A 25,641-nucleotide genomic window follows, 5' to 3' on the forward strand; every position below is an offset into this window, starting at 1 on the left:
GGTCCGCCGCGTCCTGTTGGCCCCACCGCCCCGCCTCACCGCCCCGCCCCACCGCCCCGCCGAAGGCGGGCATCACGACGGCACCAGGACGCACGGCCCGGCAAGCGGCCGTTCCAGGTGCCGGATGCCGCTCCCCCGGAGCCGGTGGACTCCCACGCGCCGTGCGGCGCCGGCCCCGGCACGGGGGCGGGCCTTCGCCCTGTCCCCCCGTCCGCGGGCCCCGCGCCCTCAGACCGCCGTGCGCGGCAGTCGCAGGCTCAGCAGCACCGTCAGCACGACCGTGCCCAGCTGGACGAGCAGCGTGATCAGCAGGGCGTCCCGCATCCCCGAGCCGGGCAGCAGCGCGAGGAACAGCGAGCCGAGCGTCGCCACCCCGAGTGCCAGGGCCGACTGCTGGGTGGTGATCATGACGCCGCTGCCCACACCGGCCCGGTGCGCGGGCACGTCCGAGAGCACGATGCGAAAGAGCGTCGGCTGTTGCAGTGAGGTGCCGAGTCCGGCGAGCGCGACCCCGGGGGCCAGGTCGGCGATGCCGAGCCCCGGCCAGTTCCGCCAGACCGCCCCCGCGACCAGCGCGACGCCCACCGCCTGGATCAGCCCGCCGGCCGGCACGACCCGGCTGCCGAACCGTGCGGTCAGCCGCGGTCCCACCAGGGAGCCGGCGAAGAACGCCACCGCCATCGGCATCAGGGCGAGCCCCGCCTCGACGGGCCCCATCCGCAGCCCCTGCTGCAACGCCACGGCGAACACGAACATGAAGCCGCTGAAGCCGAGCATGAGCGGCAGGATCAGCCCGAGCCCCCTGCGCAGCGGTACCGATCGGAACAGGCTCGGCGGTACCAGCGGAGTCCGGCCCGCCCGGTCGGCGCGCAACTCGACCCGGCAGAAGGCGGTCACGGAGACGGGGAACAGCGCCAGCATGACCCAGGTCCACAGCGGCCAGCCCGCCGCCCGGCCCTCGGTCAACGGCAGCAGCAGGGTGATCAGGGAGGCGCCGAGGAGCAGCGTGCCCGGTACGTCCACCGACGCGGGCTGCGCGCCGCGGGTCTCCGGGACGGAGCGCACCGCGAGGATCAGACCGAGCAGGGCGACCGGCACGTTCACCAGGAACACCGCACGCCAGCTCGTGCCCGCGATGTCGGCCGCGACGAGCACACCGCCGAGGATCTGCCCCGCCACCATGGAGAGCCCGATCGTGGCACCGTAGAGGCCCATCGCCCGCGCCTTGCGCGGCCCCTGGGTGGTGGACTGGATGGTGGCGAGCACCTGAGGCATCATCAGCGCGGCCGCGGCGCCCTGGGCGACCCGGGCCCCGACCAGCGTCCAGGCGTCGGGGGCCAGACCGCAGGCGAGCGAGGTGAGGCCGAAGGCGGCCATGCCGGCCAGGAAGAGCCGGCGGCGTCCGACCGTGTCGCCGAGGCGGCCCCCCAGGACGAGGAGTACGGCGTACGCGACGCCGTAGCCCGCGACGACGAGTTCGAGCAGGGCGGGGCCCGCCTGGAGATCCTGGTCGATGGTGTGCAGGGCGACGTTGACGATGAAGAAGTCGATGAGCGGCAGCGCGGCACCGAGCAGTACGGTGAACAGCCCGAGCGGGCTCAACTCGGTTGCTGCGGAAGTGTGTTCAAGCGGCCGGACCGGGGTAGTGGAAAGGGGGACGGGAGGACGGGGCGGCGCAGTCGATTCACTCACGACGTCTAAGATCCCGGTCTCGTTAGCCTGGTACCAGAGTGTCTCCTGAGTGTCTTCATCCTGGTATAAAAAGTACCTGGCAACGGGCTGAGGCATACGGCACCCTGGACGTATGACGCACAGTCCGGTGAGCGTGCCCCAGGCCGCCGCGCGCAGCCCTCGGACCAGCGGGAACGGGGCGGGCGGCGGGGCCGAAGCGCCCGAACCCGAAGTCCGCAGGGCCGAGTTGGCGTCCTTCCTGCGAAGCCGGCGCGAGCGCATCACCCCGGAGCAGGTGGGCCTGCCGCCGGGCCGCAGGCGCCGCACACCGGGGCTGCGCCGCGAGGAGGTCGCCCAGCTCGCCGTGGTCGGGGTCACCTGGTACACCTGGCTGGAGCAGGCCCGGGGCATCCAGGTCTCCGGACAGGTCGCCGACTCGATCGCCAGGGCGCTGCTCCTGGACTCGGCCGAGCGCACCCATCTGTTCGCGCTCGCCGGCGTGGCCGATCCGCGTGCCGACTCGCAGTGTCCGGCGCTCTCACCCGTGATCGAGACGATACTGCGCCGGCTGGAGCCCTATCCGGCCGCGGTGATCAACAGCCGCTTCGACGTGCTGGCGTACAACCGCACGTACGGCAACCTCGTCATCGACCTCGACCAAGTCCCTCCGGAGGACCGGAACTTCCTGGTGCTCGGCTTCCTCTACCCCGCCTGGCGCGAGGGCGTCGTCGACCAGGAGGCGGTGACCAAGGTGGTGGCGAACTACCGCGCGGCGATGGTCGAGCACATGACCGACCCGCTGTGGAAGGGCCTGGTGGCGAGGCTCCAGCGGGAGTCGCCGGAGTTCTGCGAGGTGTGGGACCGGCACGAGGTGCTGCAGCCGGACCAGCCCACCACCAGGTTCCTCACCGCCGACCTGGGCCTGATGACCTTCGACTACACCCGGCTGTGGCTGGGCCCGCGCGTCGGACCGCAGCTGGTGACGTACACGCCGTCGGACGAGACCACCCGGGAGCGGATGACCACGCTGTACGAACGGGTTCGCGGCGAGGACTGAGGCCGCGCGCCGCGGTCGCGGATCCCCCGACGGTTCCCCTTGACTGACGTGGCGTCAATCGACAAGAACACCACCGGCCTTGGAAGAAAATCTTCTTGACGAGTATCAAATACTGAAACAGTATGACCACGCGTCGACGATGTTGATCGCTCTGAGACGCCGCTCCGGGGGGAACTGAAACCGAAGGGGGAACAGCAATGCGGACTCTGAACGTGGTTCTGATCGGTAGAGGTGGTGTCCTCGCTCGCTGTGGTGAGGAACTGCTGTCGGCAGGGCACCGGATCCGGGCGGTGGTGACCGGCGACGCCGTGGTCCGCGCCTGGGCCGTCAAGTCCGGAATCGGCCACCACGACCTCCATGACGCGCTTGCCGACCCGGCCCGGCTGTCGTGCGACGTGCTCCTCAGCATCGGGAACGACGCCCTGATCCCCGAGGCGCTGCTGGCATGCGCGCGCGGGACGAGCGTCAACTACCACTACGGCCCGCTGCCCGAGTACGCCGGCCTGAACGCACCCTCCTGGGCCGTCGCCAACCGTGAGAGCGACTACGCCATCACCTGGCACCGGATCGGCGAGCTGGTCGACGGCGGCGACATCCTCAAGCGGGTGCCGGTGCCGGTCGAGCCCGACGAGACCGCGCTGTCGCTGGGCGTGAAGTGCGACGAGGCGGCAGTCGCGAGCGTGGCCGAACTGATCGGCGACCTCGCCGAGGGACGTGAGGCCGCCGTCCCCCAGGACCTGTCCGCGCGCCGCTACTTCTCCCGGCACACGCAGTTCGCCGCCGAGGGCCTGATCGACTGGGCCCACGAGGCCGAGGACATCGTCGCCATGGTCCGGGCGACCGACCACGGGCTGTTCGGCTGCCCGCTCGTGTGGCCCAAGGTGAACGTCAACGGGCGCGTTCTCGCCGTCCGCGAGGCACACGTCGGCGTGGCGTCCCCCGGTGCCGCGCCCGGCGAGGTGCTGACCTGCGACGCGGACGGTCTGACCGTGGCCACGGCCACCGGTGCCGTTCGCCTGATCCGGCTGAGCACGCCGGAGGGCGAGCCCGTCGACGTGGACGCTCTCCGGACGGACAACGCGGTCCGGACCGGCCTGATCCTCCTGGCACCCGGCGACGCGCTCCGGGACGGCATCACCGAGACCGGCACCCGGGCATCGAAGGCCGCCGCTCACTGGCGCGGGCGCCTTGGCGCCGACGCCCACCCCTTCCGCCTGCCCTTCACACCGCCGGCCTCCGGCACCGAGCAGGACGCCTCTCCCGTCGTCGCGCGCTGCGCCGCTCCCGGCGGAGTGTCCGCCCTGGCCGGCCTGGTGAGCACGTACCTGAGCCGGGCGGCCGCGACCCACGACGTCACCCTCGCCGTCGCCGCGCCCCGCGACGGGATCGACCCCGGCTACCGGGACCTGTTCGCCGCCTGGCTGCCGCTGCGCGCCACCGTCGACCCCGGCCGGACGATCGCCGACAACCTCCGGGCGGTCGCCGAGGAGTTCCGCCTCGGGCAGGAGAAGGGGTGGCTGCGCCGTGACCAGATCGGACGGGACGAGACGCTGCGCCGGCTGTGGGACGCCGGCGACCTGACACCCGACGTGATGATCTCGTGGGCCGACGCGGCGGAGCCCGCGGACGGCCGGCGCCCGGCGCTGAACCTGGTCGTCCGGCCCGACGGCGAGACGGTCGAGTTCCACTTCGACCCCCGGCGGCTGGCCCGCGGCGACGTCGCCCGCCTGGCCGCGCAGATCGGCGGCTGGTGCGACCGCGTACCCGGGCTGGCCGACGAGACCCTGGCGTCCGTCGACATCCTCTCGGCGTCGGAGCGCGCGTCGTCGACCGAAGCCTTCAACGCCACCGACGACGACACCGTCCTCGGCCACCGCCTGCACACGCTCTTCGAGCGGGCCGCCGAGCGCCACACCGACGACCTCGCGCTGATCTGCGCCGACACACGGCTGACCTACGGCGAGCTGAACAGTCGGGCGAACCGTGTCGCGCACACGCTGATCGAGCGCGGCATCGGCCGCGGCGACCTGGTCGGCATCGGGCTGGACCGCTCGACCGACGTCGTCGTGGCCGTGCTGGCGGCGCTGAAGACGGGTGCCGCCTACGTGCCGGTCGACCCGGCGTTCCCGGCGGAACGCATCCGCCAGGTGATCGACGACGCCGACCCCCGGATCATCCTCACCGCGGCCGCGGGACCCGCCAACCTCGCCGAGTGGTCGACGCGCTGCCTGAGCGTCACGGACGCCGCCGACGCGCGTGCCGACGGCGACGCCACCGACCCGGGCGTCGAGGTCCAGGCCGACGACCTCGCCTACGTCATCTACACCTCCGGCACCTCCGGCACGCCCAAGGGCGTGGAGATCAGCCACGGCGCGCTGTGCAACCTGCTGGAGTCCATGCGCCGGGAGCCCGGCTGCGCCGAGACCGACCGGCTGCTGGCGGTCACCACCATCTCCTTCGACATCGCCGTCCTGGAACTGTTCCTGCCGCTGCTCAGCGGGGCCGCCACGGTCATCGCCCAGGCCCACGAGACGGTCGACGCGAACGCGCTGATCGGCCTGATGGAGCGCCACGGGATCACGATGATGCAGGGCACGCCGGCGACCTGGCAGCTGCTGCTGGACGCGGGCTGGCAGGGCGATCCGCGCCTGGGCAAGATCCTCTGCGGGGGCGAGGCCCTGCCGCGCGCGCTGGCCGACCGTCTGCTCGGCTGCGGCGACGCCGTCTGGAACATGTACGGGCCCACCGAGACCACCGTCTGGTCCAGCGTCTGGCGGGTGGAGCCGGAAGGCGATGTCGTCATCGGCCGGCCGGTGGCCAACACCCGGCTCTACGTCCTGGACGAGAACCTCGCACCGGTGCCGCCCGGCTTCTCCGGAGAACTGTGCATCGGCGGAGCCGGTGTGGCACACGGCTACCACGCCGCCCCCGAGCAGACCCAGGACCGCTTCGTCCCCGACCCGTTCCGCGCCGGCAGCACGCTCTACCGCACCGGCGACCTGGCCCGGTTCGTCGCACCCGACGCGCTGCGCGTGCTCGGCCGCGACGACAGCCAGCTGAAGCTCCGCGGCTACCGCATCGAACTGGGCGACATCGAGGCCACGCTGACCGCCCACGACGACATCGCCCGCGCGGTCGTCGTCGGCCGCGACGAGCAACTGGTCGCCTACTGCGTCCGCGAGGCCACCGCGCCCACCGAGTCCGCCCACGACGAGGAGGTGCAGCGCACCGCCCTGGCCGAATGGGCCGGAGCCTGGGACCGCGCCTACGAGTCCGACGCCGACGACGCCACCTTCAACCTGGCCGGCTGGCGCAACAGCTACGACGGCCTGCCGTTCTCCGCGGCCGAGATGCGCGACTGGCAGCGCGGCTCCGTCGACCGCATCCTGTCCTACGCACCCCAGCGCGTGTTCGAGGTCGGCTTCGGCACCGGCCTGATGATGTTCGCCGTCGCGCCGCACTGCACCGCGTACCACGCGGTGGACGCCTCGGCCCAGGCCGTCGAGGTCACCCGGGACCACCTGCGGTCGCTGCCGAACGTCACGTGCGAGCACCGCCCGGCGCACGACCTGCCGGCCGTGGCCGCCGGCTCCTTCGACACCGTGATCGTCAACTCGGTGGCCCAGTACTTCCCGAGCGTCGACTACCTGACCTCGGTGCTGGAGTGGGCGACCACCGCGGTGACGGACGGACGGGTGTTCCTCGGTGACATCCGCGACCTGTCGCTGCTGCGCCTGTTCCACGCCGACGTGATCCAGTTCCGCCACGACGACCTCGCGCTCGACGAGGTGGCCCGCCGCGTCGAACGCGCGGTGCGGGCCGAGCGCGAACTGGTCGTCGCGCCCGACTACTTCGCCGACCTCCCCTCCCTCTTCCCGCAGATCACCCGCGTCGACGTCATGCTGCGCAACAGCCGGCACGTCAACGAGATGACCCGCTACCGCTACGACGTGACGATCCACGTCGGCGGCGACCCGCGGGCCCACGCCGCCGCCACCGAGCACGACTGGCGGACCGAGTCGATCGAGCTCGCGGCCCTGCCCGCGCTGCTCGCCGGCCTCGACGGCGGGCCGCTGCGCCTGACCGACGTGCCCAACGGCCGGCTCGCCGAGGTGCCCGACCGCGTCGGGGCGCTCAGCGAGGCGACGGAACCGTACGCCCTCCCGGTGGATCCCCGTGACCTCACCGAGATCGCCCAGGAGGCCGGGCTGGAGTGCGCGCTGCTCCCCAGCCGCTCCGGTGACAAGTGGACGTTCGACGCGGTGTTCTGGCAGCCGGGCCTGACGCCGGACCTGAGCCTGCGCCCGGCCGCCGCCGCCGACCGCGCCACGCTGGCCCGGTACGCGAACGTGCCGGCGGCGGGCGAGCCGGCCAAGGAGCCGATGGGCCGCCTCCTGCGCCCCTGGCTGGCCGAGCGGCTGCCCGCGTACATGGTGCCGACGTTCTTCGTCGAACTCGACGAGTTCCCGCTCACCCCCAACGGCAAGATCGACCGCAACGCCCTGCCGAGCCCGGTCGCCGACGCCGGAGCCATCGCCAAGCCCGCCAACGAGCTGGAGCGGGACATCCTCGCGATCTGGTCGGACGTCCTGGGCCACGACCGCATCGGCGTCAACCAGAACTTCTTCGAGATCGGCGGCGACTCCCTGCGCGTGGTCCGCGTCCAGACCCGGCTGGAGAAGGTGCTGGGCCGGCCGATCTCCTCGGCCAAGCTCTTCGAGCACTTCACCGTCAAGGCCCTGGCGGCGCACCTCACCGGCGTCCGGACCGGCCCGACGCGGATCCCGCCGAGCCGCCGGGCGGAGGACGAGCCCATCGCCATCGTCGGCATGGCCTGCCGGCTCCCCGGCGACGTGAGCAGCCCGGACGAGTTGTGGGACCTGCTGGAGCGCGGGGCCGACGGCATCAGCGAGGTGCCCGCCGGCCGATGGGACGCCGACGCGATCTACGACCCCGACCCGGACGTGCGCGGCAAGTCGGTGACACGCCGCGGCGGCTTCCTCGCCACGCCGATCGACATGTTCGACGCGTCGTTCTTCGGCATCGCGCCGCGCGAGGCGCACGCGATGGATCCGCTCCAGCGGCTGATGCTGGAGACGACGTGGGAGGCGTTCGAACGCGCGGGCTACACGCTCGACCGGCTGCGCGGGAGCCAGACCGCCACGTACATCGGCGTCGGCAAGAACTCCTCGTACCAGGAGTACGGCATCACCACCGGCGGTTCCATCGCCGACCTGGACGGCTACGTGGGTACGGGCTCCGCGCTCGCGACCGCGTCCGGCCGGATCTCCCACGTGTTCGGCCTCGAAGGCCCGACCATCACGATCGACACGGCCTGCTCGTCGTCCCTGGTGACCACTCACCTCGCCGCCAACGCGCTGCGTGACGGCGAGTGCGACCTGGCCGTCTCCGGTGGCGCGACCATCCTGCTCACGTCCAACATGAACGTCGAGTTCAGCCGGCTGCGCGGGATGTCGCCCGACGGACTGTGCCGGTCGTTCTCCGCCGACAACGACGGAACCGGGTGGAGCGAGGGCGTCGCCGTCGTCATCCTGAAGCGGCTCTCCGACGCGCAACGCGACGGCGACACCATCCATGCCGTCCTGCGCGGCACCGCCGTCAACCACGACGGCCACGCGGCGAGCCTGACCACGCCCAGCGGACCCGCTCAGCAGAAGGTCATCCGCGCGGCCCTCGGCGCGTCCGGGCTCCAGCCGAAGGACATCGACTACCTGGAGGCCCACGGCACCGGCACCCGCCTCGGCGACCCCATCGAGGGCACCGCCCTCGGCGAGGTCTTCGGCGGCAGCCACCCCGACGAACCGCTGTGGGTCGGCTCGGTCAAGTCGAACCTCAGCCACACCCAGGCGGCCGCCGGCCTGGCCGGTGTGATGAAGGTCGTCCTGTCCATGCGGCACAACGTGATCCCGCGCACCCTGCACGTCTCCGAAGCCACCCCGGACGTCGACTGGGAGGGCGCGAACATGGCCCTGGCCCGGGAGCCGCAGCCGTGGCTGCCCAAGGAACGGCCGCGCCGCGCCGGCGTGAGCTCGTTCGGCATCGGCGGCACCAACGCACACGTCATCGTGGAGGAGCCGCCGGCTCCCCTCCCGTCGGACGGGCCCGCGGCGCAGCCCCCGTCGACGCTGCCGTTCGTGGTGTCCGGGTCCACCGACACCGCCCTGCGCGCGCAGGCCGAGGCGCTGCACCAGTACGTGGGCATGAACATCCAGGACCGGCTCATCGACCTGGCGCATTCGCTGGCCACCACCCGCAGCCACTTCCGCAAGCGGCTCGTGGTGATGGCGAAGGACAGGTCCGAACTGCTGGACAGACTCGGCTCCTTCGCCCGCAGCGGGGAGACCCCGCCCGGCGCCGCGCGGACCGGTGACAGTGCCCAGGAGCAGCGCCTGGCCCTGCTGTTCACCGGGCAGGGCAGTCAACTGGTCGGCATGGGGCGGGATCTGTACGAGACCCATCCGGTGTTCCGCGACGCGCTCGACGAGATCGTCGCCCACTTCACCGAACTGGACCGTCCGCTGCTCGACGTCATGTGGGCCGAGGAAGGGACCGCCGACGCCGCGCTGCTCGACCGGACCGACTTCACCCAGCCGGCCCTCTTCGCGCTGGAGGTGGCGCTGTGGCGGCTGTGGGAGAGCTGGGGCGTGCGGCCGCAGCTGCTCCTGGGCCACAGCATCGGTGAGCTCGCCGCCGCGCACGTCGCCGGCGTCTTCGACCTGGCCGACGCGTCCCGTCTGGTGGCCGCCCGGGGCCGCCTGATGCAGGCGCTGCCCAGTCGCGGCGCGATGGCCTCGATCGAGGCCGGCGCCGCCGAGGTCGAGGCCGCCGTGCGGGAGCTGGACCTGGCCGCCACGATCGACCTGGCCGGCCTCAACACCCCGACACAGACCGTCGTCTCCGGTGACACCGACGCCGTGCGGGCCCTGGTGGCGCACTTCGCCGACCGGGAACGCCGGGTCAGGGAACTGACGGTGTCGCACGCGTTCCACTCCCACCACATGGACGCCATGCTGTCCGGCTTCCAGGCGGTCGCCGAGACCGTGACGTACCGTCCCCCGACGATCCCGCTGGTCAGCGGTCTCACCGGAGCTCCGGCCGCGCCGGGCGAGCTCGAACAGGCCTCCTACTGGGTGCGCCAGGTGCGCCACGCGGTGCGCTTCGCCGACGGCATCGCGGCCCTGCACCGCGAGGGCGTCACCACCTTCCTGGAGCTCGGTCCGCGGCCGGTGCTCTCCGGCATGGGCGTGGCGTGCCTGGCCGACGAGACCGACGTCGCGTGGCTGCCGTCGCTGAGCGCGGACAAGGACGGCTCCGCCGTCGTCCGGCTCAGCCTCGCCGAGCTGCACGTGAGGGGCGTCCCGGTCGACTGGCAGAGCTGGTTCGAGCCCGCCGGCGGCGAACGGGTCACCCTGCCCACCTACGCCTTCCAGCGTGAGCGCTTCTGGTTCGAGCCGTCGACGCCACGCTCGGTCGGCGCGGGTCTGGACGACACCGACCACCCGTTGCTGGGCGGCGCCGTACGGATCGCCGGCACCGAGACGGCCGTGTTCACGACCGTGGTGGCGCCCGAAGAGCCGGCGTGGGTGCAGGACCACCAGATCATGGGCACCGTCCTGATGCCCGGCACCGCGTACATCGAGGCGATGCGCTCGGCCGCCGACGCCACCGCACCCGGCGAATGGGACGTGGCCGACGTCGACTTCCTGTACCCGATGGTGTTCGCCGGCGGTGCGCCCGCCCGCCTGCAGGTCGTCGTGGGAGAGGAGTCCGAGGGCTCCCGGCCGGTCCAGGTGTACAGCGCGCCGGACCGCAGGGACGGCGAGTGGCTGCTGCACGCCGAGGGCCGGATCGTGCCCGCGAAGCCCGTCACGGCGGGCGCCGTGGTGCTGCCGCCGCCGGGTGCCGAGCGTCTCGACACATCCGCGCTCTACGCCGAACTGGACACCCTCGGCTACGAGTTCGGCCCGGTGTTCCGGGGCATCCAGGAGGCGTGGCAGGCCGACGGGGTGGTGTGGGCCCGGGCGGCCCTGCCCGAGGAGGCCGCGCACACCGCCCGCGGCTACGTCCTGCACCCGGCCCTGCTGGACTCGGCGATGCAGTCGCAGCTCTTCAGCATGCGGATGCGGAACACGAACCCCGAGGACGTGCTCGTGCCGTTCGAGGCGGAACGGCTGTCGATACGGGAGAAGGGCCTGGCGGAAGTGTGGGTCCGGGTCGCCGAGTTCGAGATGGGCGACGGCGAGTTCCACGCGTCCCTGGACCTCTTCGACTCCGCCGGCGAGAACGTCGGCCGGCTGGAGCGGATGCACGCCCGGCGGGTCGACCGCGCGGTGCTGCGAAGGCTGGCCGCGGAGGGCGTGGACCGGCTCCGCTTCGAGGTGAACTGGCGGCCGGCCGGCACCGAGACGGCGGAGGTCGGCGGTTCCTGGGGTCTGCTGTCGCCGGGCGGTGACGTGCCCTGGGCGGCAGAGGTGAAGAGGGCGCTGAGCCGGGCCGGTGTCCAGGCGTTCAAGGTGGGCGACCTGGAGGAGGCCGAGGAGCTCGACGGCGTCATCTGCCTGTGGGACGCCGGCAAGGACACCCTGGCCGGGGCGCACACGCTGTCCGCCGCGGCGCTCGGCCAGCTCCACACCGCGGCCGAGACCGGGTTCGCGCCGCCGCTGGTGTGGCTGACCCGCCGCGCGGTGGGCGTCAACGCCGACGACATGGCCTCCGGGCTCGGCGCGGGACCGCTGTGGGGCCTGATGCGCACCGCCCGCAGCGAGCACCCCGACCTCGCGCTGCGCCTGCTCGACCTCGGCGACGAGGACGCCGATCTGGCCGCTCTCGCCCCGGCGCTGATGCTCTCCGACGAACCGGAGTGCGTGCTGCGGCACGGCGAGGTCCTCGTCCCCCACCTCGAACGGGTCGGCGCCTCGGGCGAGCTGACCCTGCCGCCGGAGGGCCGCTGGCAGCTGGAGATCGCCGCCAAGGGCCGTCTGGACCAGCCGCTCTCGGTGCGCCGGGTGACCCCGAAGCCGCTGGCGGCGGGCATGATCAGGGCCGATGTGAAGGCCGCCGGGGTGAACTTCCTGGACGTGCTCAACGCGCTCGGAATGGTCGAACTCCCGGTGTTCGGCATGGAGTTCTCCGGAGTGGTCACCGAGGTCGGGGCCGGCGTCAAGGACGTCCGGGTGGGCGACCGGGTGCTGGGCCTCGGCCAGGGGTCGTTCGCCGCGGAGGTCGTCACCGACGCGCGCTGGGTCGTCCGTGTCCCGGAGAACCTCACGTTCGAGGAGGCCGCGACCATCCCGATGGCGTTCCTGTCGGCGTGGTTCGGCCTGCACGACCTGGCCTCGCTGAAGCCCGGCGAGCGGGTGCTGGTCCACTCCGCGGCGGGCGGCGTCGGCATGGCGGCCGTCCAGCTGGCACGGCTGCACGGCGCCGAGGTGTACGGCACCGCCAGCGAGCCGAAGTGGGCGACACTGCGCGGGATGGGGCTGGACGACGACCACCTCGCGTCCTCCCGCGACCTGGGCTTCGTCGAGTCGTTCGGCCGCACCGCGCCCGGACGCGGCTTCGACGTCGTCCTGAACTCGCTCGCCGACGCGTTCATCGACGCGAGCCTCGGCATGCTGGGCGAGGGCGGACGCTTCCTGGAACTCGGCAAGATCGACCTGCGGGAACAGTCGTGGGTGGACGAGAACCACCCCGGCGTGAAGTACCGGGTCTACCACCTGCTCGAGGCCAGTCCGGACCGGATGCACGCGATGCTCGTGTCGCTGGCCGAGCTGTTCGCGGCGGGCAAGCTCACGCCGCTGCCGCTGCGCGCCTTCCCGATGACGGCCACGTCCGACGCGCTGCGCTTCATGGCCCAGGCACGGCACGTGGGCAAGGTGGTGCTGACGCCCACCGAGCAGAAGGAGTTCATCCGGCCGGGCGGATCGGTGCTGATCACCGGTGGCGTCGGGGGCCTGGGCGGGCAGGTCGCCACCTGGCTGGCGGACACCCACGGGGTGCGCGACCTCGTGCTCACCTCGCGGCGCGGCCCGGACACCCCTGGCGCGGACGCGCTGGTGGCCCGCCTGAAGGAGCTCGGCGCCACCGCCACGGTGGTGGCCGCCGACTCCGCCGACGCGGACGGCATGGCCTCGGTGCTGGCCCTGTTCGACGCCGACCGCCCGCTGCGCGGTGTGGTCCACGCGGCCGGTGTGCTCGACGACGGCGCCCTGTCGGCGCTGACGCCCGAACGGCTGGACACCGTCTTCTCACCGAAGGTGGACGGGGCCTGGCACCTGCACCGGCTGACGCAGGACGTCGACCTGGACTTCTTCCTGCTCTTCTCCTCGATCTCCGACGTCCTGGGGGCGCCGGGCCAGGGCAACTACGCGGCGGCCAACGCCTTCCTGGACTCGCTCGCGTACCTGCGCCGGGCCCAGGGCCTGCCGGCCACCTCGGTGGCCTGGGGGCCGTGGGACGGCGAGGGCATGGCCGCGACGCTCAGCGAACGGGACCGGGCCCGGATCAGCCGCACCGGCATGGACGCGCTCTCTCCGCAGGACGGCCTGGAGCTGCTGGAGGAGACGGTGCGCAGTGGCCGCCCGCTGACCGTGGCGGCCGCGCTGGACCTCACCGGGCTCCAGAGCTACTACCAGGACCAGGGCGGTGTGCCCCCGCTGCTGCGCTCGCTGTTGAGCACTCGCGGTGGCAGCGGCTCACGCGCCAAGGGCGACGGCGGTGCGGCTCTGCGCAAGGTGCTCGGCCAGACCGCTCCGGCGGAGCAGGAGTCGGCCGTGCTGGACATGGTCCGCGAGGGCGTGGCCAGGACGCTGGGCTTCGCCTCGATGAACGACGTGGACCCGGGCCTGCCACTGCAGGACCTCGGCATCGACTCGCTGACCGCCGTCCTGATGCGCAACCAGCTCTCGGACATGACCGGCCTCGCGCTGCCGGCGAAGATCGCGTTCGATCGTCCGAACCTGAAGTCGCTGGCTCAGTTCCTGCTGGAGAAACTGCTGGAGCGCGGCCTGGACGGGCCGTCGGAGGCGGTCGTCTCCACCGCCGAGGACACCGCCGGGCCGGCCGGCGCGGCGGACACGGACGACGCGGCCGGTCCCGACATGGCGCCGGTGCGCAAGGGCTACCTGGACCCGACGCTGCGGTTCGACAACTGCCGGGGCGATCTGGGGCGTCCGGAGTCCGTGTTCCTCACCGGCGCCACGGGCTTCGTCGGCGCCTTCCTCCTGCGCGAGCTGCTGGCCGCCGGTGTCGCCACGCACTGCCTGGTGCGGGCCGATGACCAGGAGAGCGCCAAGCGGCGGCTGACCGGTGTGCTGTCGAGCTACGGCATGTGGCAGGACGACTTCGCGTCGCTGCTGCGTCCGGTGGTCGGCGACCTGTCCCAGCCGCTGTTCGGGCTGACGGTCGAGGAGTTCGACCGGCTCGCCGACGAGGTCGACGCGGTGTGCCACTCCGGCGCCCTCGTGGACTGGATGCGGCCCCTGGGCGAGTACATCGGCCCGAACGTGGTCGGTGTGCACGAGGCCCTGCGGCTGGCGTCGACGGGCCGCGGCAAGTCGGTGCACGTCATGTCGACCTTCGGGACCCTGCCGCGCCACCTCGGGTACGAGGTCTCGCCGGACGAGATGGAGTACGGCTACGTCACCTCCAAGTGGATGGCGGAGCAGATGGTGACCGCGGCACGCTGGCGCGGTGCCAAGGCCTCGGTGTACCGGCTGCCGTTCGTGGGGCCGTCCGCCGCGACGGGCCACTTCCGGCTCGACCGCGGCGACTTCCTGCACAACCTGGTCGCCGGCAGCATGGCCCTGGGGTGCTTCCCGAGCACGGGCGCCGGTCTCGCGGCCGTCCTGCCGGTCGACCACCTGTCCCGGACCGTCACCGCGATCATGCTCGACGAGCGGGACCGCATCGGCCGGGACTACGACTTCGTCAACGCCGGGGCGCCGAGCTTCAACCGCTTCTTCGAGATGGTCGGCGCGGTGACGGGCACCGGCGAGCTGGTGCCGTTCGACGAGTGGAAGCAGCGGGCCCTGGCCTTCGCGGCCGCGGACACCACGAGCGCGCTGGCCCGGATCGCCACACTCGTGGACGGACTGACGCCGGACATCCTGACGCTCACGTTCGGGGCCGGTCTCGCCGGCGAGCACGTGCTGGGCGGCGACGACCATCCCGCGGCGCCCCTCGACGAACGGTTCGTCGAGAGGTACGTCCAGCGCATCATCGCCTCCGACGAGGCGGGCGCCAAGAAGAACGGCCCCGTCGGGGCCTGACGACACCAGGCACGGGTGGAGCCGCCCCGGCGCGGGCGGCTCCACCGGCCCCGGAGCGACACCGGATCGACAGGAGAGTGGAACGCATGAGTGCAGAATCCGAGCGGGAACCCGTCATGACGGGCACCTACCAGCCCAGCGGGACGTTCCTGCACACGTCCGCCGGCGCGCACGCCGAGAAGTTGATGCCGGTTCTGGACAAGTACCCGGTGGACGCCGGGGAGGTGGAGTCGCGGCTGCCACCGAAGCGCGTCCTCAACCCCAGCTGCTTCCGTCCGGACACGACCCCCACCGTCGTCGAGCAGATGAACCTCGACGACGGCCTCGCCGACAACCTGGCCCGGCAGCTGCGGTGCCAGGCCGTCATCCAGGAGAGCTTCGCCGAGGCGTCGGTCGGCAGCTACTTCCCGCTGTCGACGATGTTCGAGAACTGCGTGCTCTTCATACCGTCGGCCAAACGCTTCTACGACCTGAACCAGGGGATCGTCCACAAGCACTTCCCCGAGGTCGAGACCGCGGTGGTCAACGCCTTCGTGGTCACCGCGAACAAGCGCTCCTACGGCACCCACTCGGCCAGCGGCATCGCGCTGCAGATCCCGTCGCTGGTGAAGAAGCGGCTCGGCTTCCCGACCGAGTACCGCAGCTTCCACACCGCGGTGACGCCGACCCCGCTCGACCGGCAGCCCTTCGTGATCTTCGAAGAGGCCGAGGTCGAGGCGCCGAACCTGCAGTTCGCGTACGAGAAGATCATGGAATACGGCGTGGACAAGGAGGAGAAGGCCGCCGTCGACAAGGCCCTCTACCTGTTCCTGGAGGGCAAGCTCTCCGAGATCGACCTGCCGACCGTGCGCGACTTCCTGATGGCCAAGTACTGGGAGAAGCGGTACGCCGACACGCCGTCCCCCGGCTACTACTGCGACTCGCGGGTCGGTGACGCCCTGGTCTTCGACAACTACCGGGCCCACGGTGACGGCACGCTGCCCGGTTCGCCGCAGGACCGCCTGACGATCGACTTCCGCTGCTTCAACAAGGTGCACTACCCGGCGGGCATGTCCAGCGGCCTCGACTTCATCGTCGACCCGGACGAGCGCGACTACCAGATCGCCCGCAAGCGGGACTCCATCGACTTCCTGCTGACCACACTGGGTTACGAGGACATCGACGAGTTCCTGTACCTCGTGTTCGGCACCCGGCACACCGACCACATCAACCCGTTCGGGCTGATGACCGACCTTCAGTTCGGTGTGTACAACAAGTCCGAGCACCACCTGCTGGACCAGAACCTCGACGCTCACTACGAGCGCGTGGAGCGGCTGTACGACCAGATCGAACGAGACGGGGAGTACGTCCTGCCCGAACGCGCGAAGCAGCGCCTCCAGGCACTCGCGCGGTAGGGGGACTCCGCGATGTCCAACAACACAACAGTGGCCGCGCCGGCCGAGACGTCGTCGCGCGGACTCCTCGCCGTTCTGCTGACCGGGGTCTTCATCGCGATCCTCGACGTCGCCATCGCCAACGTGGCGGCGCCGAGCATCGGCACCGACCTGCACGCCAACGGCGCCGAGCTGCAACTCGTCGTCGCCGGCTACATCATCACCTACGCCGTCCTGCTGATCACCGGAGCCCGGCTCGGCGACCTCGTCGGCCGCAGGAAGATGTTCCTCGCCGGGGCCGCCGTCTTCACGGCGGCGTCGCTCGCCTGCGGCGTGGCGTGGACGGCCGTGGCACTGATCGTCTTCCGGCTCGTCCAGGGAGCCGGGGCCGCGTTGATGGTGCCGCAGGTGCTCAGCCTCATCCAGCTGAACTTCGCGGGCGCCGCTCGGGCCAAGGCGCTCAGCGCCTACGCCACGGTGATCGCCGGCGGCGCGATCGTCGGCCAGATCGCCGGCGGTGTCCTGGTCAGCGCCGACATCCTCGGCAGCGGCTGGCGGCCGGTGTTCCTGGTCAACGTGCCCGTCGGTCTGGTGCTGCTGATCGCCGGAGCCCGCACGCTGCCGAAGGACTCCGGCAATCCGGCCCGCAAGCTCGACCTGCCGGGTGTGGCCACGCTGTCCCTCGCCGTGATCGCGCTGGTGCTGCCGCTGGTCCTCGGGCACGAGCTGGACTGGCCCGCGTGGACGTGGGTGAGCCTGGCGCTGTGCGTGATCTTCACGCTGGCCTTCGCCTGGGTCGAGAACCGGTCGAGCCGGACCGGCGGTTCACCGCTGGTCCACGGCGAGCTGCTGCGCGCGCCCGGCCTGGTGGCGGGCGCCCTGGCGCTGCTCGCCGCGACCGCGAACTACGGCGCCATCCTCTTCCTGATCGCGTTCTTCGTGCAGACCGGCCTGAGCCACGGCGCGCTGGCCGCGGGGCTGGTGTTCCTGCCCAGCGCGTGCGCCTTCGGCTTCGCCAGCATGAACTGGCGCAAGCTGCCCGCCAGATGGCACCGCCTGCTGCCCTCGGCAGGTCTGTTGCTCACCATGCTGGCGCTGACCGGTCTCGCCTTCGCCATGGACACCGGTCACATCTCCGTCTGGATGGAGATCTGCATCCTGCTCTTCGGCCTCGGCATGGGGTCGGCGTTCAGCCCGCTGTTCACCATCGCGCTCTGGAAGGTGCCACCGGCCAACGCGGCCGACGCCAGCGGCGTGCTGACCACGGTGATGCAGCTCGGCCAGGTCATCGGCGTCGCGGTCTTCGGTTCGGTGCTCCTGAACCTCATGCGCGCTCCGTCCGACGCCCCGCACGCCGGCTTCGTCACCGCGCTGGTGATGGCCGCCACGGGGGTGCTCGGAGCCCTGATCGCGCTGGGCCTGCCTCACGCGAACAACACCCCCGGGGGGTCGACCAGCTGACCGTCAGGTCCAATAATTCAGAGGACATCAGTCGTCGTTGCATGGGAGAAACATGTCAGGCTCTGTCATCGTCGGTGGAGTGCGCACGCCGATGGGCCGGCTGCTGGGCTCGCTGAAGGACTTATCCGGGGTCGACCTCGGCGGCCTGGCGATCAAGGCGGCGCTCGAACGCGCGGGCCTCGCGCCGGAGGCGGTGCAGTACGTGATCATGGGTCAGGCGCTGCAGGCCGGTCAGGGGCAGATCCCGTCGCGCCAGGCCGCGGTCCGGGCCGGCATCCCGATGAGCGTGCCGTCCCTGACCGTCAACAAGGTGTGCCTGTCGGGTCTGGACGCGATCGCCCTGGCCGACCAGCTGATCCGCCTGGGCGAGTACGACATCGTGGTCGCGGGCGGCATGGAGTCGATGACCAACGCCCCGCACGTGCTGCCCGGCTCCCGCTCCGGCACCAAGTTCGGGCCGGTCGAGATGCTGGACGTCACGGCGCACGACGGTCTCACCGATCCCTTCGACCAGGTCCTCATGGGCGCGCTGACCGACGTGCACAGCGCGAAGGCCGGCATCTCCCGCGAGGACCAGGACGCGTTCTCCGCGCGCTCGCACCAGCGCGCCGCCGCCGCGACCAGCAGCGGCCGTTTCGCCGAGGAGATCGTGCCGGTCGAGGTCCCGCGGCGCAAGGGCGATACGGTCCTGGTCGACACCGACGAGGGCGTGCGGCCGGACACCACGGCCGAGGCACTGGCGAGGCTCCGCCCCGCGTTCGGCGCGGACGGCACCATCACCGCCGGTTCGGCCTCGCAGATCTCCGACGGCGCGTGCGCCGTCGTCGTGATGAGCAAGGCCAAGGCCGAGGAACTCGGCCTCGAGTGGCTGGCCGAGATCGGCGCCCACGGCAACGTGGCCGGTCCGGACAACTCCCTGCTGTCGCAGCCGTCCAACGCGATCAGGCACGCGCTGGGCAAGGAGAACCTGTCGGTCGACGACCTGGACCTCATCGAGATCAACGAGGCGTTCGCGGCGGTCGGCCTGCACTCCGCGCGCGAACTCGGGCTCCGTGACGAGGACATCGAGGCGAAGGTCAACGTCAACGGCGGCGCGCTCGCCCTCGGGCACCCGCTCGGCATGTCCGGTGCCCGCCTCGTGCTCACGCTCGCGCTCGAACTCAAGCGCCGCGGCGGCGGCGTCGGCGCCGCGGCGCTGTGCGGTGGCGGCGGCCAGGGTTCCGCCCTGATCGTCCGCGTCCCGGAGACGGTGGACGCGTGAGCGCGCACCCGGCACGGCGGCTCTGGCACAGCCTGGAAGCGCTCTACCAGCCGGCGCTGTCGGTGGAGCACACCCGGACCGTCGGGAAGGAACTCGGCCTCCGGGGATTCTGGATGACCCTGATCGCCTTCCGCGCGGCTCCGCTCGGCGCGGTGGACGCCGCGACGGTGGCCGCCGCCTTCGGTGGCTTCGCGCCGGAGATGGTGGGCAAGGCCGTCCCCGCCGCGTGGGCGCTGGTGCCTCCGGCGCTGTGCGTCGAGCGCCGGAACGCCCTCGCGGGCGAGCTGCTCCGGGAGGCCGGCGTCACCGAGGAGATCGCCGGGCCGCTGGTCGCACGGCTGGCCGGACTGCCGTCGGCTCTCGACACGACCGGACGCCCGCTCGGCGCCGCCAACGCCGCTCTCCCGCTCCCGGACGACCCGGTCGCGGCCCTGTGGCAGCTCGCCAGCACGGTGCGGGAACATCGCGGCGACGGGCACCTGGCCGCCTGGGTCACCGCCGGCGTCACCGGGCTCCAGTCCCATCACCTGCTCGTCGCCGACCTCGGTCAGCACGAGCTGATGCGCGAGCTGCGGGGCTGGACACCGCAGGAGTGGTCCGAGGCGGCCGAAACGCTGGTCGCCCGCGGCCTGCTGGACGCCGATTCCGGCGCCCTCACCACCGCGGGCCGGGAACTGCGCGACACGGTGGAGCAGCGGACGGACGAGCTGTCCTGGTCGGGAGGCCTGTCCGTGCTGGGCGAGGAGGGCGTGAACGGGATCTGCGCGGAACTCGCCCCGCTGGCGCGTTCGGTCCGCGACTCCGGCCTGGCGCCCCTGTTCACCCTGCTCGCGGGCAGCGAGGCCTGAGACCCCGTTCCGGCCGCGCCGTCCGCTCTCGCCGTGGGGCGGGGGCGGCCTGGGCCGGGGTACTCGAAGCGTGGATCGATCGCGGCGCGGGATGATCCCCGCCCACCTTCATGACGTGTTCATGAAGGTGGGCGGGGATCAGGCGTTGATCACGGATCGCATGCGCACAGCCGCGTCATCGCCGGACGGCCGGTGGTCACGAGAAGCCGCCGCACCGGGGCCGCCGCGGTCGCGGCAGTCACACTCCGGCCCACCGCGCCCTCACCGCGCCCTCACCGCCTCCTCCTCGCGGGCCGCGAGCTCCTGGACCTCGACCGGGCGAAGGCGGATGCGGGCGATCAGCGGGCCCGTCGCGGCCGTGGTGACCAGCGCCATCAGCACCATCTGCGAGTACAGCTCACCGTCCAGCAGGCCGAGTTGGAGGCCGACGCCCAGGATCACCAGCTCCGTCAGACCCCGGGTGTTCATCAGCACCGCGAGAGCGGTGGCGGGCCGCGACGGCACGCCCTGACTGCGGACACCGAGGTACGTGCCGCCGATCTTGCCCAGCGCGGCCGTGAGCAGGATCAGGCCGAAGGTGCCGAGTTCGGTGAGGCCCAGCGCGCCCAGGTCGACCTGGAAGCCGGCGACCACGAAGTACACCGGCATCAGCAGGGCGGTGATCCGGCTGGTCCGCTCATGGAGTTCGGCGCGCCGCTCGGGCGGGCCGCCGCGCGGAATCACCGCGCCGAACAGGAAGGCGCCGAAGATGAAGTGCATGCCCATCGCCTCGGTGGCCGCCGCCGAGAGCAGTGCCCCGGCGACCACGACGGTGAACGGCAACCGCCCGGGCGCCAGCCGCCCCCACAGCGGCCGGACCACCAGCAGCATCACCAGCAGATAGGGCACCAGGAGCAGCATCTGCCAGCGGTGCGTGCCACCGCTCACGGCGACCTGGACCCCCGCCAGCGCGACCCAGGCGAGGACGTCGACCACGGCCGCCGCCGACAGCGCTATGCCGCTGAGCGCGGTCCCGTGCAGGCCCCGGTCGGCCAGGATGCGCGCCATCACCGGAAAGGCGGTGACCGACACCGAGAGGCCGATGAAGACCACGAAGGCGGCACCGTGCTGCCCCTGGTGGGAACGGAGCGCGCCGACGGCCAGCAGGACCCCGAGCACGAACGGGATCGCGGTGGAACCGACCGCGGCGCCGAGGACCGTCCGGCCCCGGCCGCGCAGCACGGCGGTCTCCAGCTCCAGGCCGACCAGGAACATGAACAGGGCGACTCCGAGGTCGGCCACCCCGGTCAGCAGTGGCCGCACGTCGGCCGGGAAGAGCGTCGCGGCGAGCTGCCCGTGGAACAGCGTGGGGCCGAGCAGCACGCCGGCGACGATCTCGCCGATCACCGGCGGCTGTCTCAACAGCGCCGCGAGGCGGCCCAGCCCTTGAGCCAGGAGGAAGATCAGCGCCAGGTCGACGAACGCCAGCTGGATCTGGGAACTGGTCATGCTCCGCCTCCTCGGGTAGCGGTCCGGACGGCGCGGCCTCCGCGCCTCCAGCGGCGCCACCGCCACGCCGGCGCCCCTTCAGGGACGTCTGCACTCGTCTGCGGCACGACCATCACCATGCCACCACCCGCACCAGCGCGCCGAGAGAATCGAAGAACTGGTCGATTTCATTCCTGTCATCGAACGAGTGCGCGAAAGGCCGTACCGGGTCAGGCACTTCACACCAGGAGGGGGCCCCAGCCCGGATGGGCCGGCCAGGAGCGCGAGACGGGGGCGTGACGATGCGCCTCGTTCGACATCGCGACCATGGAGTCGCTCCGACCGCCCCCCCAAGGCTCCTGATTCACCATCAGACCATCTTCCCCGTCGGCATACCATCCCGATCACGCTGACGCGGGAGTGCCATGACCCGGGCGGATCACTCAAGTCGGCTTCGGTTCCGCCAGATTGACAGGCCTCGGCCGAAGGGCCACGGATCAGGCGCGATGGTCCGACAAAAGCCCACTGGCAAGCAATCGGGTCTCGTCCGCGCGCGACAACCACCACGCCCTCGCACTCACGAAGCGACTGAGAGCCATGCGCTCAACGAAGCATGCGATCACCCAAGAAAAAGGCCGTTCCTATCATTTCGACAAGAACGGCCTACGACCTGCGAAAACGCTGGTCGGGACGACAGGATTTGAACCTGCGACCCCTTGACCCCCGGTCGAACGGGCGTCTGACCGATGTTCACCAGTCCGAATCGTGCAGGTCAGGGCCTACGGCGTCCGGATGGTGGCCGTCAGCTTCGCATTCGGGTCAGACCGGCTCTCGGTGGACAACGCCCTGGACGAGAACGGGCTGTCCTTCGCCCCGCCCGTACCGGACCAGCGAGTTCACGCCTTGTGATGCTCCTCCTCCGGCCTGCGCAGCAGGTGGTGCAGCACGGCTTCGGGTATCGCCGGGTTCCGGGCGGCATCGGCGGCCGTGCCAGGGTCGTGCAGCAGGGCGATCAGAACGCGTACGGGCAGGCGCGGGTCGGCCGCCGCGTCGGAACGGATGCCGCCGTGCGGGTCGTCCAGTAGACGGATCACGGAGGCGGCGGACAGCCGGGGGTCGCGCAGGGCGCGGCGGCGGACGGCGTCAGCCGGGTCGCGGCTGAACCGCTCGGCCAGCTCGGCGGTGGACTCCGGGTCGTCCAGGGCGAGTTGGCGCATCGCGGGGTTCGGGTTCCCGGCGTGCGAAAGGGTGTGCTCCCGCGGGAAGTTGGGGTGCTCAACCAGCCGTGCCGCCGAATAGCCCTGCCAGGTCTGCCACATCTCCAGCAGCACCTCGGCGGGGGCCTGGGCGCAGTGTTCGGCGAGAAGCAGCCGTACGGCGTAGTCCTCGTCATGGGCGAGCTGGTCGACCACCTCCGTCGGGAGGTTCGTCGCGCACGCCACGCTGCGGCGTACCAGCACATGGGCGGAGGCAGCGCAGCGGCGCATGGCGTCCGTGTCGTGCTGCAGCTCCAGGACCCACTTGAGCGGGGCGTGCCGCATCTGCGGGGCGATCTCTACCGGGATGCGGGCGCGTTCCTCCTCGGTGAGGTCGAGCCGCAGTGAGACCGGCCAACGGACCTCGTGCTCGAGGTCCGCGGCGAGCACCGCGACAAGCTCGGGGGCGAGCAGCGGGTTACCGGCCACGATGCTGCGCATCCGGCTGTCGGCGCCGCGCACCAGGGACTCGGCCAGCTCGCGGCTCAGCAGGCACGCCTCGGCGGCCCGCTCGCGGTACCGGTCGGCGGGGAGCGCGGCGAAGTCCGCCGCACTCAGGGGAGTGGTCTCGTGCTGCCGCAGCACGGCCTCGGCCCGTACGTCGGCGTCCGGGTCCGCCAGCAGCGCGGTGCGGGCGGGCTCGTCCAGAGCGACCCAGGCGCGCGGCGCGGCCACGTAGCGCACCTTCGGGTCCGGGTCGGCGGCAAGCCCGGCCAACTGCTGTGCCGGCAGGTCGGGATGGAGTGCCAGCTCGGCCCGCACCCGGGCGCTGGGGTCGCTCGCAAGCTGGTCGTACGTGGCCTCGGTCAGCGCCATCCGGTAGTCGACCGCGCAGGTCATGAAGATCCACCGGTGGTTGGGGTCGGGATCCTCGAAGAGCCGGGCCCGCTGTTCGGCGGTGAGCTTCCAGCGCTCCGCCAGCGCCTTGCGTACCCGCCACTCGGGGTGGCTGAGCCAGGCCTCGACCACCTGGTCGTCGAGGTCGCGGTGGATCAGCCAGGAGGCCGGGAACCGCTCTGACTCGTCGACGTCCAGGAGCCGGATCAGCACCGCGGTGGGTATGACAGAGCTTCTGGCGAGGCCGTCGCGCCACCGCGCGCGCAGTCTCGCCGAGGCAGGCCTGCACCGGAGCACTCGGTCCCAGAGCATCGGACGCTCCTGCGGGTCCTCGACGGCTCGGGCCTGGGCCGAGGTCTCCAGCCAGGCGGTGAACCGGTCAACGGCGATCAGCCAGACCGCGTACTCCTCGGTCGTGGCGCCGAGCACGCTCTCCCCGTCCAGGGACATCGCGACGAACTCCGGCGCGCCCGGCTTCGAGCCGAGGTGCCCGGCCAGATCCCACTGCTCGGTCAGCCGCACCCTGGTCCACTCCTGGCACCCGAAGTCAGGGGAGGTGACGCCGACGAGGAACTCCCCGTCCACACCGAGCACGCCGCGCTCGACCGCCAGCCGATGCCACTGTCGGTTCAACTCGGCTACCGGATCGGGGTGATCGGTGGGGACGGCAAGCGTCGGCTCGGCGTCACCCGCGGCCACCGGCCTCCAGGCAACCGCCACCGGCCTTGCGTCGTAGACCCGGCCGTGCCCGACCGGCTCCAGCCCAGCCCGCTGCAGCAGCTCGATCAGTTCAGTCCTCCGCCCACCCGTCATAGCGATCATCATCCCGTACGGCAGGCACGGGCGGGCGGGCCGGGCTCAAGGGCCCGCCGACGCCTGGCGCGTGTCCACCTACCCCGCCGGCTCACCCTGCCCCGCAGTCGCAGCCCGTCGAACACCGAGCACGCCGTCTCGGTGTCATCCGTCCACGGCCACGGACCGGCCGGCAGCCGGCGCTCGTCCAGAGCGGGCGGCTCTATGGTTGGTCGATGACGGTCAAGCCGGTGGGCCAACAGAAGCTCGGCGTCGATGACTTCCTCATCGCCCGTGTGGCTCACTCATCCCCGTCCCTGTTCAGGTACAGCGGGGAGGAGACGTCCGTGTCCAGGTCCAGGAACCACATGGTGTCGGCGTGCTCGAAGGCGATGTCGGGGATGTCGGGGATGTCGGACAGATTTTCGCGGAAGCGGGAAATCGCCTCCAACTCGGACGCGGCAAATGGGTCGGTCCCGGACTCGTACTTGGACAGGTCATCAATGCCGGTGCCAGCCATCGTGTTCCTTCGGTGGCGCTGCGAGGGTGGGACGAGGGTCAGCCGAGGTATGAAAACAGGTGCAGGCTCGGTCACTCCTTCCGCGCAGCCGGTGCTTCGGTCACGGTGGTGCCATGGGCTACGGAGCGTCCCGCCTGATCAATGCGCCATCGGGGCCCAGCACGTAGGTACGCGGCGGCCCCATGGCCGCCGCTGCGGCCCTGAGCGCGGCCTCCTTCGCTGCGGGATCGGGAGCAGCCGGATCCCGCACCAGGAAACCGTGGAGCCCGATGGCGTCCGCATCCACGTCACCGGGGTCCGGGCGGCCTTCCACGATGAACCCGCAGAGCGCACGCAGTGCGTCCTCGCCCATCTCCAACAGGTGAAACGGCAGCGCGTACGGCTCGTCATCCTCGTCCGGCCACGGGACGACCTCCGCACGGCGCTCCCCGGCCCGGTAGGGTGCTTCGAAGGGCAGCGGCTCGCCGATGTTCTCGACGATCCCGCTGTCCGAGAACAGACTCAGCGAGCGGATGAGACGCCCGTCCTCCCACACACCGAAGGCCAGCCAGTCGACCGCGCTGTGCATGGCGTGCAGCACCGTCCGCCGACCGCGCTTGCCGTCACCAGTTCGTCCGGCAGTTGAGACGGCAGATCGACCATCACACGTCGATCGCAGACCAACTCCACCCCTGGCCGGCTTCCCGCGTAGGCCCGACCGTCCGGAGGCTAGTTGTACTGACCCGTGAGGTTGGGGACGCGGCTGGCGGGTGGCTTGCCTGCGAGTGCGGTGTGTCCGCGGTGGTGATTGTAGGTGTGGAGCCACTCG

Annotated in this window: 11 protein-coding genes and 2 pseudogenes; 7 read left to right on the forward strand and 6 right to left on the reverse strand. The window is 71.8% G+C overall.

Annotated features, from left to right (window positions below):
* Nucleotides 1-228: 228 nt before the first annotated feature.
* Nucleotides 229-1,788 (reverse strand): MFS transporter, encoded by a 1,560-nt coding sequence (locus ACFRMQ_RS16030; protein WP_380731064.1) that lies wholly within the window; start codon nucleotides 1,786-1,788, stop codon nucleotides 229-231.
* Nucleotides 1,789-1,804: 16 nt separating this feature from the next.
* Here ACFRMQ_RS16030 and ACFRMQ_RS16035 point away from each other — a divergent pair, with 16 nt between their 5' ends.
* The 6 genes from ACFRMQ_RS16035 (at nucleotide 1,805) to ACFRMQ_RS16060 (ending at nucleotide 19,961) form a co-directional block, all read left to right on the forward strand.
* Nucleotides 1,805-2,728: a helix-turn-helix transcriptional regulator gene (locus ACFRMQ_RS16035; RefSeq protein WP_380731065.1), complete on the forward strand. Its 924-nt coding sequence runs from the start codon at nucleotides 1,805-1,807 to the stop codon at nucleotides 2,726-2,728.
* A gap of 197 nt (nucleotides 2,729-2,925) precedes the next feature.
* Nucleotides 2,926-15,018, forward strand: coding sequence for an amino acid adenylation domain-containing protein (locus ACFRMQ_RS16040; protein ID WP_380731066.1), 12,093 nt, complete (start codon nucleotides 2,926-2,928; stop codon nucleotides 15,016-15,018).
* Nucleotides 15,019-15,104: 86 nt separating this feature from the next.
* A complete protein-coding gene (locus tag ACFRMQ_RS16045) occupies nucleotides 15,105-16,412 on the forward strand; it encodes a hypothetical protein (protein WP_380731067.1) in 1,308 nt (435 codons plus the stop codon).
* 12 nt (nucleotides 16,413-16,424) lie between these two features.
* On the forward strand, nucleotides 16,425-17,852 hold the full coding sequence (locus ACFRMQ_RS16050) for an MFS transporter (RefSeq protein ID WP_380731068.1): 1,428 nt from the start codon (nucleotides 16,425-16,427) through the stop codon (nucleotides 17,850-17,852).
* Nucleotides 17,853-17,904: 52 nt separating this feature from the next.
* Nucleotides 17,905-19,113 carry an acetyl-CoA C-acetyltransferase gene (locus ACFRMQ_RS16055; protein ID WP_380731069.1) on the forward strand — a complete coding sequence of 403 codons (1,209 nt, stop codon included), beginning with the start codon at nucleotides 17,905-17,907 and terminating at the stop codon, nucleotides 19,111-19,113.
* Nucleotides 19,110-19,961: a hypothetical protein gene (locus tag ACFRMQ_RS16060; protein WP_380731070.1), complete on the forward strand. Its 852-nt coding sequence runs from the start codon at nucleotides 19,110-19,112 to the stop codon at nucleotides 19,959-19,961. The genes ACFRMQ_RS16055 and ACFRMQ_RS16060 overlap by 4 nt, the downstream gene beginning before the upstream one ends.
* Nucleotides 19,962-20,222: 261 nt before the next feature.
* Here the strand turns inward: ACFRMQ_RS16060 and ACFRMQ_RS16065 are convergent, their stop codons facing one another.
* Nucleotides 20,223-21,449 (reverse strand): cation:proton antiporter, encoded by a 1,227-nt coding sequence (locus ACFRMQ_RS16065; RefSeq protein ID WP_380731071.1) that lies wholly within the window; start codon nucleotides 21,447-21,449, stop codon nucleotides 20,223-20,225.
* 744 nt (nucleotides 21,450-22,193) lie between these two features.
* Here ACFRMQ_RS16065 and ACFRMQ_RS16070 point away from each other — a divergent pair.
* A complete protein-coding gene (locus ACFRMQ_RS16070; RefSeq protein WP_380731072.1) occupies nucleotides 22,194-22,337 on the forward strand; it encodes a hypothetical protein in 144 nt (47 codons plus the stop codon).
* On the opposite strand, the gene ACFRMQ_RS16075 is transcribed toward ACFRMQ_RS16070, so the two are convergent.
* The 4 genes and pseudogenes from ACFRMQ_RS16075 to ACFRMQ_RS16090 form a co-directional block, all read right to left on the reverse strand.
* Nucleotides 22,325-24,154, reverse strand: coding sequence for a PE-PGRS family protein (locus ACFRMQ_RS16075; protein WP_380731073.1), 1,830 nt, complete (start codon nucleotides 24,152-24,154; stop codon nucleotides 22,325-22,327). The genes ACFRMQ_RS16070 and ACFRMQ_RS16075 overlap by 13 nt on opposite strands.
* A 460-nt stretch (nucleotides 24,155-24,614) precedes the next feature.
* On the reverse strand, nucleotides 24,615-24,833 hold the full coding sequence (locus ACFRMQ_RS16080) for a hypothetical protein (RefSeq protein ID WP_380731074.1): 219 nt from the start codon (nucleotides 24,831-24,833) through the stop codon (nucleotides 24,615-24,617).
* A 118-nt stretch (nucleotides 24,834-24,951) separates the two neighbouring features.
* A pseudogene (locus ACFRMQ_RS16085) lies at nucleotides 24,952-25,502 on the reverse strand (DUF6928 family protein).
* A gap of 39 nt (nucleotides 25,503-25,541) precedes the next feature.
* Nucleotides 25,542-25,641, reverse strand: a pseudogene (locus ACFRMQ_RS16090) (IS481 family transposase); the annotation flags it as partial.

Source organism: Kitasatospora sp. NPDC056783, assembly GCF_042789895.1.
Taxonomy (GTDB): domain Bacteria; phylum Actinomycetota; class Actinomycetes; order Streptomycetales; family Streptomycetaceae; genus Kitasatospora.